Origin of the sequence: Brachybacterium sp. p3-SID957, assembly GCF_025144775.1 — a bacterium.
Taxonomy (GTDB): domain Bacteria; phylum Actinomycetota; class Actinomycetes; order Actinomycetales; family Dermabacteraceae; genus Brachybacterium; species Brachybacterium epidermidis.
In genome coordinates, this window is sequence record NZ_JALXKT010000030.1 from 24,204 (window position 1) to 35,975 (window position 11,772).

The window sequence follows — 11,772 nt, forward strand, 5'->3', positions numbered from 1 at the left end:
CTCCCACGTGGTCGCGCTCGACATCGGGCTGGGGCAGCGCCCGCTGACGAACGACGTCGAGATGAAGCAGGCCACAGCTGCCCCTCCCCCGTTCGATGTGATGTGGGCGGCACCGCTCCCGTTGACCCGCGCCAGGGTCAGAAGATTCCGATAAGAAGATTCCGATAACGAGCCCGTCCGGACGCTTCTCCGAGTCCCCGCCCGCGGGGGTCGGCCTGATCCGGGACCTGACGCGCGAGGTGTCGATGTCCATCTCGCTGCTGGCGCTGATCCCGGTCATGTGGCTGTCCGCCCGTCTGCGCCGCACGGGCGTACTGATCTCGCTGTTCGCGGTCACCGTGGCGATCTCGGTGCCCGCGCTGGTGCGCGGCGGGGAACTGGACTCGATGATCCTGGCGCACGCGCTGCTGATGCCCCTCACGGTGCTGCAGATCGGCCTGCTCACCGAGGGGGCGCTGGGCCTGCTGGATCGGCGCAACGAGCGGCTGCAGAAGACCGTCGCGGAGCGGGAGACGATGATCGGCGAGCTCGACGCCTCCGCTCAGCTGCTGCAGAGCATCCTGGACACCGTGGATGTGGGCATCGTGGTCGTCGACGCGGACGGCCACGACATCCTCATGAACACCCGGCAGCGGCGGATCCACACCCTCGCCACCCCTTCGGGAAACGACGACCCCAACGAAGCGGAGCTGCTGCTGCGCTACCCGGGGACGTCGCTGCCAATCCCGGTGGACGAGCGCCCGGTGCGCAGGGCGGTGCTGCAGGAGTCCTTCAGCAACTACCTGGTCGCAGTGGGCCCGCCGGGTGAGGGCGGAGCTGCCTTCTCCGCCTCGGCGCGGCAGATCCTGGACCGGCACGGCGAACGGGCCGGGGCGGTGGTGGTGTTCTCCGACGTCACCTCGTACCTCGAAACGGTCCGCTCGCAGGAGCAGTTCGTCGCCTCGGTGTCCCATGAGCTGCGCACCCCGCTGACCTCAGTGATCGGCTACCTGGAACTGGCCCAGGACGACCTGGACCTGTCGAAGGAGACCGCGAGCTACCTGCAGGTCGCGCATCGCAACGCGGAGCAGCTGCTGGTGATCGTGGGGGACCTGCTGCAGGATCAGGTGAGCCGCTCCGGAGTGGAGAAGCTGGTGCTGCGGCCGGGCCGGCTCTCCGAGATCGCCGAGAATTCCGTGGAGTCCTTCGCGCTGCGCGCCGAGGAGGCCGGAATCGCCCTCATCTCGGATCTGCAGCCCACGCCGGAGATGCCGGTGGACACCGCCCGCATGCAGCAGGCCGTCGACAACCTGCTCTCCAACGCCGTGAAATACACGCAACGCGGTGGGACGGTCACGGTCGCCACCGAGATGATCGAGGGCCATGCAGAGCTGCGGGTCACCGACACCGGGATCGGCATGACCGCGCAGGAGCAGACCAACCTGTTCACCGACTTCTACCGCACCGAGACCGCCCGCAACAGCGACATCCCCGGCCACGGCATCGGCCTCTCGCTCACGCGGCGGATCGTCGTCTCCCACAACGGGCAGATCAGCGTGCGCTCCCAGCCCGGGGAGGGCTCGACCTTCCGGATCCGCTTCGCGGTGGAGTAGTCGTCAGGAGCCGACGAGCAGGGCGGAGCTGTTCGCCCGGTGGACGAGCTCCTCGCACACGGCGCCGTCGGCATCGAGCAGCTCGAGGCGGGCGGTGAGGGTCGCGGTGGAGTCGGCCTCGTCGATCTACCTGCTCACCCGCGTTTCCGTCTCGTTCCACCCTGGGTGAAGCAAGGTCACATCCACGCTGGGTGGAAGTCGGGCAATACGACTCCTGAACAAACCCTGAGTGCGCTACATTGGTCGGTTGAATGCGGTTTTGCGCTCGCCTGCGCACGTGGGCAGGGCCGTCCGTAGCGGTCCGGGCCCGCCGGGGGCCATGACGTCGATGGAATGGAAGCCTGTGGAGCTGCAGAACTACCTGTCGATCCTGAGGGATCGATGGATTCCCGCTTTGATCGCCGCTCTCCTCGTGCTCGGAGCAGTCGTAGGGTTCACCCTCCTGCAGACCCCGACGTACCAGGCGAAGAACCGGATGTTCGTGCAGACCCAGGCGGGTGGCTCGGTCACCGAGCTCAACAGCGGTGTCACCTTCGCGAGGCAGCAGATCACCAGCTACGCCGATCTGGCCACCACTCCCCTGGTGCTGGAACCGGTGATCGAGGAACTGGGCCTGGATTCCTCCCCGCAGGACCTGGCGAGCCAGATCTCCACCTCGGTGCCGCCGGAGACGCTGATCCTGGAGATCACGGCCTCGTCGGAGGATTCGGGGCAGGCAGCGGAGATCGCAAACGCCACCGCCGAGAGCCTGCGCCAGACGGTCTCCGAGCTGGAGTCCGACGGCAACACCTCCTCGGTGGAGCTGACCGTGATCGCCCCGGCCACCACTCCGTCATCGCCAGCCTCCCCCAACCTGCCTCGCAACCTCGCGGTGGGCCTGGTGCTGGCCCTGATGGCGGGGGTGGCCACCGCGATCATCCGTGACCTGCTGGACAACCGGGTGCGCCGCCCCGAGGACATCGAGAAGACCTTCGAGCGCCCGGTGATCGCGAAGATCCCGTCCAGCCGAGACACCAAGCACCTCCCGTTGATCGCGGCGCAGCACCCGCAGAGCCTGCAGGCGGAGGCCTACCGTGACCTGCGCACCAATCTGCAGTTCATGGGGCTGGCGGAGGGGCAGCGCAGTGTGCTGATCACCTCCTCGCTGCCCGGCGAGGGCAAGTCCAGTTCCGCGATCAATCTCGCGCACGTGATCGCTCAGTCCGGAGCCCGCGTGCTGCTGATCGACGCCGATCTGCGCCGCCCCTCGATCCACCAGTACCTGAGCCTGGAGGGCAATGCCGGCCTCACCACCGTGCTGATCGGTGAAGCGGAGCTCGACGAGCTGGTCCAGCCGCTGGAGACGGAGGGCCTCGATGTGCTCACCTCCGGCCCCATCCCCCCGAACCCCAGTGAGATGGTGGGCAGCGAGAAGATGGAGCAGCTGCTGGCCACCGCGATGGCACAGTACGACTTCGTAGTTGTGGATGCCCCGCCGCTGCTGGCCGTCACCGATGCTGTGGTGCTCTCCCACCACGTGGGCGGAGCACTGGTGGTGGCGCGCAGCGAGGCCGTGAAGAAGCAGCAGCTGGCACAGGCGCTGGAGAAGCTAGAATCCGCCGGTGGCCGCACGCTGGGCGTGATCCTGAACCGGGTGCCCACCGGGAACCGGGGTGCGTACTCGTACACCTACACCTACTCCTCGGACGAGTCCGCGGTGAAGCCGAGCGCGGTGGCCGAAGCCGCCGGATCGGTGACACCTGCCCCCACGACAGAAACCTCGGTCGCTGCGGAGCCGACCCGGCCGCAACAACTTGAACAGGACGCCCCTCATGACGAGCTCGGCTCCTACCTGCGTCCCACGCGTCGCCGTGCCGGGCGCAGGCGGGCCAGCACGCGACCTGATGATCCCAGCACCACGCCGCGCACCTGGCCGGTGGCATCCGGAAGCAGGAGCGAGGACGCTCACCGATGAGCCGCGGTTCGATCCTGGTGGTGTGCACGGGGAACATCTGCCGCTCCCCCGTGGGCGAGGCGATCCTGCATGACGCACTTGGCGGAGCCGGGATCGACGTGGCCAGCGCAGGTACGCATGCCGCGGCAGGCCGGACTGCGGCACCGGAGACGGTCGAGTTCATCTCCCGACATCTCGGCCGAGAGCTCGACCACGTGGGCCGGCAACTGGACAAGCGCACCGCCGAGGCCGCTGACCTGATCATCACCATGACCGAGGAGCACCGGTCGTGGGTGGCAGGCATCGCACCGCGCACCGTGCGGCGCATCTTCACCCTGGTCGAGCTGGAGCACGTACTGGCGTTGCTGCCCCCGGAGCAGAGCTTCGATACTGTTCGTGAGCTGGCCATGGCCGCCTCACGGCTACGAGCCCGCGCCGGGATCGACAGCACCTCCAAGGACATCGCCGACCCCTACGGCGGCGCAGCCCAAGGGTACGAAGAGTCGTTCCGCCTCGTTGCCGAGGTGTGTGGTCGCATCGTGCCCGCCCTTCGTCAGCATCTCCACCTCGACCCAGGAGCACCCCAGCATGGCTGATCGCATCTTCCTGTCCCCACCCGATGTCACCGCTGCCGAGGAGGAGGCCATCATCAGGGCGTTCCGCGGCGGGTGGATCGCCCCCCTGGGGCCGGAGGTGGACGCCTTCGAGCAGGAGCTTGCAGAGTTCTGCGGGCGCGAACATGCGGTTGCTCTCTCCTCCGGTACGGCCGCTCTTCATCTCGCGCTGATCCAGCTCGGTGCCGGTGCCGGGGATGTGGTGGTCACCTCGACGATGACCTTCGCCGCCACCGCGAACGCCATCGTGTACACCGGTGCTGAGCCGGTGTTCATCGACTGCGACGAGACCGGCTCCATGGATCCCGATCTGCTGGCCCGTGCACTCGAGGAGCTGACGGACCAGGGACGATCAGTGCGTGCGATCGTGCCGGTGGATCTGCTGGGCAAGGTGGTCGATCACGCAAGGATCGGGAGCATCGCCGAGCAGTACGGCGTGCCGGTGCTCTCAGATGCAGCGGAGTCCGTCGGAGCGCTGCGCGATAGCCGCCCCGCGCCCGCCTACGGCGTGGCCGCGGCAGTCTCGTTCAACGGGAACAAGATCATGACCACCTCCGGCGGTGGCGCTCTGCTCACAGACGACCCCGACATGGCCTCTCGCACCCGGTACCTGGCCACTCAAGCCCGGCAGCCGGTCATCCACTACGAGCACACGGACATCGGGTACAACTACCGGCTCTCGAATCTGCTGGCGGCCCTGGGGCGTGCACAGCTGAAGCGACTCCCGCAGATGATCGAGCGCCGCCACGCCATCCGTCGCACGTACGTGGAGCTGGCGAGGGGGATCGAGGGGGTCACGGTATTCGGCCTGCCCGATACCAGCAAGGACGACTCCACCCGCGACAACGCCTGGCTCACCTCGATCCTCATCGACGAGACAGCAGCGGGTTTCTCCTCGAGCGACCTGCAGGCCCACCTCACCGGTATGGACATCGAGGCCCGGCCGCTGTGGAAGCCGATGCACCTCCAGCCTGTGTTCGAGGACAGGACTGCATACGTGAACGGAACATCGGAAGAGCTGTTCCGCACCGGACTGTCCCTGCCCAGCGGGTCGGCGCATGATGACCAGACCATCGACCGCGTCTGCACCGCGATCAGCACATTCGCGAGTTCTGTGCGGTGAAGCTCTACGACCCGGTGAAGCGGGCACTCGATGTCGCCGTGTCCCTTCCCCTCGCAGTGGTGACCCTCCCGTTGCAGGCAGTCGTCGCTGCAGCTGTGAGGGTCAAGCTGGGCTCCCCCGTGCTGTTCAGGCAGCGTAGGCCGGGCCTGCACGGGAAGCCCTTCGAGCTGCTCAAGTTCCGCAGCATGCGGAATCCCTCGTACGAGGGCGAGCCGGACGGTGATCGTCTGACCAGGTTCGGCCAGATCCTCCGTTCCACGAGTCTGGACGAACTGCCGTCGCTGTGGAACGTGGTGCGCGGGGATATGAGCCTGGTGGGTCCACGCCCCCTGCTGATGGAGTACCTAGAGCTGTACACGCCGGAACAAGCGCGCCGCCACGACGTGCGGCCCGGAGTCACCGGTCTGGCCCAGGTGAGCGGGAGGAATGCGACCACCTGGGACCAGCGCTTCGCGTACGACGTTCAGTACACGCGCGATCGTTCTCTCTCCCTCGACATTTGGATCCTCTGGCGCACCATCTTGACCGTTCTGAAGCGTGATGGCATCAGCGCAGAGGGCTCGGCCACCATGCCGAGGTTCCGCGGCGCCACCACACCTGCTGGCAACACGGATAGTGAGGACACAGCGTAATGACAGGCGAGCCTCTGGTCATTGTCGGAGCTGCGGGCACCGGGAGAGAGACCCTCGACGTCGTCGACGCGATGAACCGCGAAGGCGCTGGCATCGACGTGCTCGGTGTGCTCGATGACTACCCCGCCCCTGCGCACCTCGAGCGCCTCGCAGCCAGGGATGTTCCTTTCCTCGGCCGTGTGGATGACTGGCTCTCCACGCGCACCGAGAGGTGCGGCTTCGTCGTAGCCATCGCATGGCCCCATGTCAGGCGACGCGTCGCAGAGCAGTTCGAGGAGGCGGGTCACCTACCGTCCACACTGGTGCACCCGAAGGCGATCTTGGGCTCACAAGTGAGCCTCGGAGCAGGCACCGTCGTCTACGCGGCAGCACAGATCTCGACCAACGTGAACATCGGTCGGCACGGGATCATCAATGCCCAGTGTTATGTCGGACACGATTCGACCTTAGACGACTTCGTCTCGGTTAATCCTGGCGCCCGTATTTCTGGCGAGGCATATTGCGGACCGGACGTGCTTATCGGTGGGAGTGCGACCATTCTCCAAGGCCTGGCCATCGGTGGCGGATCAATCATCGGGGCTTCCGCGCTCGTAACTAAGAACGTTCCAGGCGGGGTCACAGTGAGGGGCGTGCCGGGGCGATGGTGATGATGACCGTAAGCAGATGGGCGAAGCCCTGCAGTCATTCGACGACTGAATCCACGAGGAGATGATCATGACCGAAAAGAGCGTCGAGGGCGCCACCATTGCGATCACAGGGGGCACCGGCTCCTTCGGCAGGACGATGACCCGCAGCCTGTTGCAACGCGGCGCCGGGCAGATCCACATCCTCAGTCGCGATGAGGCCAAGCAGGACGAAATGCGCAAAGAGTTCGACGACCCACGCCTACGGTTCTTCCTCGGCGACGTCCGCGACGCCCCGTCGGTCGAACAGGCATTCGTAGACGCTGACTTTGCGTTCCACGCTGCCGCACTAAAGCAGGTGCCCTCGTGTGAATTCTTCCCGCAACAGGCAGTGCTGACAAACGTGAAGGGTAGCCAGAACGTTATCGACGCGGCAATGCGCTGTGGTGTGCGCTCGCTGGTGATGCTCAGTACCGACAAGGCCGTATACCCGGTCAATGCGATGGGCATGACGAAGGCGCTGATGGAGAAGACAGCGCAGGCCTTCGCCCGGAACTACCCCAACTCCTCGACTGTGGTATCAATGACCCGCTACGGCAACGTAATGTACTCCCGCGGCTCAGTGATCCCTTTGTTCGTGAAGCAGGTACTGGAGCGCAGGGAGCTGACCGTGACCGAGCCGATGATGACTCGCTTCCTGATGTCGCTTGCGGAGTCGGTGGACCTCGTGGAGCACGCCTTCCTCCACGCCGAGCCAGGCGACCTGTTCGTTCGCAAGGCGCCGGCCTCGACCGTAGCGGACCTCGCACGGGCTGTCGCCGCGCTGCTCGGCCGGAAGGATGCGGAGGTGCGCACCATCGGTATCCGCCACGGCGAGAAGATGCACGAGACACTGCTGTCGTCGGAGGAGGCCGCTCGCGCTCGGGACGAGGGCCTGTACTTCCGCGTTCCGCTAGATGCCCGGTCCCTGCAGTACGACAAATATGTGGATGAGGGCAACGAGGAGCAGGTCCTCCTGCAGGATTACACGAGCGAGAACACCACGCGCATGGACGTTGATGGCACCAAAGAATTACTGATGACCGTCCCGGAGATGCGACGGATCGTCGAACAGCTCGGATGAAGGTGCACTCAGCAGCCGCCCCCGTCTCGAGCTGGTCGTCCGTCCCCGACCTCTAATCCTGTGAGCACGCTGACGAGCAAACGCTCAAAGACATCATTAATCCTGAGGAGACCCCCGATGACCAAGGTGATGACCATCGTCGGTACACGGCCGGAGATCATCCGGCTAGCGGCCACCCTGAAGCGCCTGGACGAAACCGTAGATCACATCCTGGTCCACACCGGCCAAAACTACGACTACGAACTCAACCAGATCTTCTTCGAAGAGCTCGGTCTGCGTACCCCCGACCACTTCCTGGGCGTGGACACCTCCTCGCTTGGTGCAGTACTGGGCGGCGTACTGGTCGAGACCGAGCGTGTCCTCGAGTTGGAGAAACCTGACGCCTTGCTGGTGCTGGGCGACACGAACAGTTGCATCGCTGCGCTAATGGCGGCTCGCAAGGGGATCCCGGTTTACCACATGGAGGCTGGCAACCGCTCCTTTGACAGCAACGTGCCGGAAGAGACCAACCGACGAATGGTCGACCATGTCTCTGACTACAACCTGGCGTACACCGAGCATGCGCGCCGCAATCTACTCAACGAGGGTAAGCACCCTCGACAGGTGCTGGTGACGGGCTCTCCGATGCGCGAGGTTCTCGCGCATCAGCGGGAAAAGATCGACGCCTCCGACGTGCTGCCGCGCCTGGGTCTCTCGGAGCAGGGTTACTTCCTGGTGAGCGCCCATCGCGAGGAGAATGTGGATTCCCCGGCGCGACTGTCAAATCTGCTCGATGCGCTCGAAGCCCTCTACCAAAAATATGGCCTGCCCATCCTCGTCTCGACCCATCCGCGCACCCGTAAGCGTCTGGAGGCGCTCAGCCGTGAGGTCGAGGGCGTGACCTGGCACAAGCCGCTGGGGTTCAATGACTACAACTGCCTGCAACTCAACGCCGCATGTGTGCTCTCGGACAGCGGCACCATTGCGGAGGAGAGCACCATTCTTGGGTTCCCCGCGGTGACGCTGCGCGACTCCATTGAGCGCCCGGAGGCTCTGGACACCGGCTCGATCATCATGACTGGCCTAGACACGGAAAACGTCTTGGAAGCGGTGGGCATCGCAATGACCCGCTCCAATGCAGAGGTACCGGGCGACTACTGCATCGAGAATACGAGTGAGCGCGCGGTGAACTTCATCGTATCTACCTACCGCCGGTACGGGCAGTGGACGGGTCGACGGGCCTATGCCGACTGAAGCATCGCAGAACATGTCCCCTCCCTCTAAACGCCGCATCAAGAAAGATTGGTCCACGAGAAGTCTGCAGTTAGGTAGTCATGAGAGGTTCTCTACAGCCACGAGCTACACGACACGCATCGAACGCATAGGAACGAGCCGATGGGCTCCCCTGCTCGGCGCGATGAGTGCGGCCTCCGCCACAGGAAATCTGTTTCTCCCCACCGGTACGGGTCCGATACTCGTCGAGTTCTTCGCAAGCCTCTCCACCATTTTCACCGTTTTCGCCGCCGTGCTCCTATGGATGCTGGCACGGTTCAACGTCACCGGGGCCGAAGTGGGAGCAGCACTCCTAGTCGCTGCAATTCTTCCCTCAACACTTGTAGCGCAACAGACATCCGCCCTCGAATCGAAGACTGTACAGTTCGTGCTGACTGTCGTCATCGCATGGGCTTGCGCACGCCTAGTAACGAATCCAGCAGTTCTCAGGTGGTTCATTTTCTTCATAATGCTATACGGCATTAGCACTTTTTTCCTAATCGTTATGTTCGGGTCTTCGGACCCGAACACGGGGCGCTTATCTTACCTCGGGATGAACCCGATCGGTGTGGGACGAATGCTCGGTTACGGTCTCATCACCCTCATCGCACTCACGTCGATGAGATCTGCGGTGATCCGCTTCCTCGCTCTGGGGGCTGCTCTCGCCCTCGGCGCGGCGATGACTTTAACGCAGAGCTCCGGACCTATCGTGGCAAGCCTCGCCGCCCTGATGGTCGTCTTCCTCATCTCACAGACCCGCACTCACCTCAACACCCGGCTTCTCCTCCTCGGGTGCATTACGGCCTCTTCCACGGCCCTCTTGTTCCTGCTGTTCGCTCCTAGCACCGTCGACAGAGCGTGGCAGAACCTGGCGGAAGACCTTTCGGGGCGTCTTGCTCTGTGGCGACAGTCTCTAGAAATCTTTATCCGCAACCCCTTCGGCATCGGTCTCGCAAATATGCCAGAATTTACGCCGGGGAGGACCGCCGAAGGCCTGGAGTACAGTCACAACCTTTTTCTCGAAATCGGTGTGGAAGGCGGAGTGATCTTCCTTGCCACGGTAGCAATCCTAATCTTTTTATCGGCAAGCGCCACCCTGAAAATGCCACGGGATCGTTACTCGACATGCCTTGCACTTATCTGGCTTGCCGCCTTTGTCAATGCCCAGGTATCGAGCTCCATTGTCGGCAACCGTCTTTTCTGGGTAGTGCTTCTAATTCCGCTTGGCGCAGCCGTCGGCACCTCGTATAGCTTCTCACCGCGGAAGAATGGCCCGGCAGTGCGGGCTCCCCATCCGGGCGGCTACACGATATGAACGGATTCCTTTCGCTCGCCCGGCATTCCTTGACGAAGCTCCTCGCCGGGAACGTCTCGGCACAGGCCATCCAATTCCTCACTCTTGTCGTCATCGCACGACTGTACGAACCGGACCAAGTCGGCGCCTTTGGTTTGGCCACGGCCCTCGCGGCTGCCGTCTTCCCTTGGGCCGCCCTACGTCTCGAGTCCGCTGTCCCACTTTCCGAATCGCCCCAGCAGTGCCGTGCAATCGTCGCAACATCATTGACAGCGATCCTCTTAGTATCGGTAGCCACAGGGATCGCAGTCGATGTCCTCCGGCGAAGTGGTCTGCTCGGCGAATCCGCAACTAGCAAGACTGGCATTGCGGTGGCTTTTCTTGTAATATCCGCAGCATCGATTGCGCTGCTCAATCAAACGGCTGTCCTCGACGAACGGTATGGTCTCCTGTCGCTGCGCCCCGTTGTCCAGCAGGGTGTAACAGCAGTGGTTCAGATCGGTTCAGGGCTCGTGTGGCCGCTGTGGGGCTGGCTGGTCGGCGGCCAGGTCGCAGGCAGGCTTTCCGCCGCTCTAGTCATGCATCGCGCGACACGCAAATATCTTTCCCTACCCACCTTCAACATATTGAAGGATACTTTCCGGTCATTTCGCAGATTTCCTCTTGTTTTTACGCCCTCGACCATAATCAATGCTCTTGGCCAGCAGCTGCCGATACTCATAGCCGCCACACTTATTAGTGCGCGAGAAATGGGCGGGCTCTCGGTCGCATGGCAGATTTCCTTAGCGCCGGTTGCCTTAATCGCCGCGGCCGTCTCAGCGAATTTCTCAGGCGTTCTTGCGCGCAAACGAAGGGAATCCACCTTTGGGATCCGCAGAATGTACCTCCGCGTTTCGGGGGCTCTCTTCGTCGTGGCGGTACTAGTGATGGCACTTATGGTTTTTTTTGCGCCCAAACTCCTCATCCTCGTGCTCGGCGAGTCGTGGAGAGTAGCGGCTGACTATCTTCCGGTGCTCGCTCTCGTGACCGGAGCATGCCTTGTTGCGAATTCTGTTACGACGATCTTCACGATTTGCGACGGTGCATTCGAGTTTCTCGTATCCAATATTGCGAGAGTTCTCCTGATCCTCCTGTCCGCGCTGCCGCTCATAGTTTCGACACGGTCCGACTATACTGTGGTGTCAGTACTTTTCAGTGCGCTTGCGCTGGGATACCTCATCGCCTGGGCACTCGGATTGCTCGTTGCGACTCGAACTGACAGCCGCGGAGAGGCTAAATTCCACTGATCCACGGACTGCTAAGCGACCGGCCCGTGATCAGAAACGGCTTCAATTGACAAAAAGAGGGACCTAGCTGTTGCGGGTCATGACGTTGTAGTCACGGGCGCGGGATGAAGGAACGGGTCCCTGACCGGCACGATGGGTGGTGCTGAAGCCATTCACCTGCTGGAAGAGACCCGTTCCATGACCCACCGTAATGCCCCGCTGACCGTCCTTGGAAGACAGCGAGCTGTCACCGAGGTGCTCGGAAAGGGCCGCCCGATCGCGCATGTCGCGGCCGAGTTCCACATCGCTCGGGCCACTTTGT

At 63.5% G+C, this 11,772-nt stretch carries 10 protein-coding genes and 1 pseudogene; all 11 read left to right on the forward strand.

Annotated elements, in window-relative coordinates; translation table 11 throughout:
• The first annotated feature begins 245 nt into the window (after positions 1-245).
• Positions 246-1,592 carry a cell wall metabolism sensor histidine kinase WalK gene (locus M3B01_RS08170; RefSeq protein WP_259791023.1) on the forward strand — a complete coding sequence of 449 codons (1,347 nt, stop codon included), beginning with the start codon at positions 246-248 and terminating at the stop codon, positions 1,590-1,592.
• Between the two features lie 328 nt (positions 1,593-1,920).
• The gene (locus M3B01_RS08175; RefSeq protein WP_259791025.1) at positions 1,921-3,546 is read left to right on the forward strand and encodes a polysaccharide biosynthesis tyrosine autokinase; all 1,626 of its coding nucleotides are present in this window, start codon (positions 1,921-1,923) and stop codon (positions 3,544-3,546) included.
• Positions 3,543-4,121: a hypothetical protein gene (locus tag M3B01_RS08180; RefSeq protein WP_259791027.1), complete on the forward strand. Its 579-nt coding sequence runs from the start codon at positions 3,543-3,545 to the stop codon at positions 4,119-4,121. Before M3B01_RS08175 ends, M3B01_RS08180 begins: the two co-directional genes overlap by 4 nt.
• A complete protein-coding gene (locus M3B01_RS08185; RefSeq protein WP_259791029.1) occupies positions 4,114-5,262 on the forward strand; it encodes a DegT/DnrJ/EryC1/StrS aminotransferase family protein in 1,149 nt (382 codons plus the stop codon). The genes M3B01_RS08180 and M3B01_RS08185 overlap by 8 nt, the downstream gene beginning before the upstream one ends.
• On the forward strand, positions 5,259-5,894 hold the full coding sequence (locus tag M3B01_RS08190; RefSeq protein ID WP_259791030.1) for a sugar transferase: 636 nt from the start codon (positions 5,259-5,261) through the stop codon (positions 5,892-5,894). Before M3B01_RS08185 ends, M3B01_RS08190 begins: the two co-directional genes overlap by 4 nt.
• Positions 5,894-6,541, forward strand: a complete 648-nt coding sequence (locus M3B01_RS08195; RefSeq protein WP_259791032.1) for a NeuD/PglB/VioB family sugar acetyltransferase — start codon at positions 5,894-5,896, stop codon at positions 6,539-6,541. The genes M3B01_RS08190 and M3B01_RS08195 overlap by 1 nt, the downstream gene beginning before the upstream one ends.
• A gap of 67 nt (positions 6,542-6,608) precedes the next feature.
• Positions 6,609-7,640, forward strand: a complete 1,032-nt coding sequence (locus tag M3B01_RS08200) for a polysaccharide biosynthesis protein (protein ID WP_259791034.1) — start codon at positions 6,609-6,611, stop codon at positions 7,638-7,640.
• 117 nt (positions 7,641-7,757) lie between these two features.
• Positions 7,758-8,873, forward strand: a complete 1,116-nt coding sequence (gene wecB, locus M3B01_RS08205; protein ID WP_259791036.1) for a non-hydrolyzing UDP-N-acetylglucosamine 2-epimerase — start codon at positions 7,758-7,760, stop codon at positions 8,871-8,873.
• Between the two features lie 163 nt (positions 8,874-9,036).
• Complete coding sequence (locus tag M3B01_RS08210; RefSeq protein ID WP_259791037.1) at positions 9,037-10,206, forward strand: O-antigen ligase; 1,170 nt, start codon at positions 9,037-9,039, stop codon at positions 10,204-10,206.
• Entirely contained in the window at positions 10,203-11,471 is a 1,269-nt protein-coding gene (locus tag M3B01_RS08215; RefSeq protein WP_259791040.1) for an oligosaccharide flippase family protein, read from the forward strand. The genes M3B01_RS08210 and M3B01_RS08215 overlap by 4 nt, the downstream gene beginning before the upstream one ends.
• 177 nt (positions 11,472-11,648) lie before the next feature.
• A pseudogene (locus M3B01_RS08220) lies at positions 11,649-11,772 on the forward strand (leucine zipper domain-containing protein); the annotation flags it as partial.

Bases quoted from the DNA above. Each gene is read 5' to 3' on its own strand.
- wecB (WP_259791036.1), top strand. From the start codon at position 7,758: ATGACCAAGGTGATGACCATCGTCGGTACACGGCCGGAGATCATCCGG.
- M3B01_RS08180 (WP_259791027.1), top strand. From the start codon at position 3,543: ATGAGCCGCGGTTCGATCCTGGTGGTGTGCACGGGGAACATCTGCCGC.
- M3B01_RS08215 (WP_259791040.1), top strand. From the start codon at position 10,203: ATGAACGGATTCCTTTCGCTCGCCCGGCATTCCTTGACGAAGCTCCTC.
- M3B01_RS08210 (WP_259791037.1), top strand. From the start codon at position 9,037: ATGAGTGCGGCCTCCGCCACAGGAAATCTGTTTCTCCCCACCGGTACG.
- M3B01_RS08175 (WP_259791025.1), top strand. From the start codon at position 1,921: ATGGAATGGAAGCCTGTGGAGCTGCAGAACTACCTGTCGATCCTGAGG.
- M3B01_RS08200 (WP_259791034.1), top strand. From the start codon at position 6,609: ATGACCGAAAAGAGCGTCGAGGGCGCCACCATTGCGATCACAGGGGGC.
- M3B01_RS08170 (WP_259791023.1), top strand. From the start codon at position 246: ATGTCCATCTCGCTGCTGGCGCTGATCCCGGTCATGTGGCTGTCCGCC.
- M3B01_RS08185 (WP_259791029.1), top strand. From the start codon at position 4,114: ATGGCTGATCGCATCTTCCTGTCCCCACCCGATGTCACCGCTGCCGAG.
- M3B01_RS08195 (WP_259791032.1), top strand. From the start codon at position 5,894: ATGACAGGCGAGCCTCTGGTCATTGTCGGAGCTGCGGGCACCGGGAGA.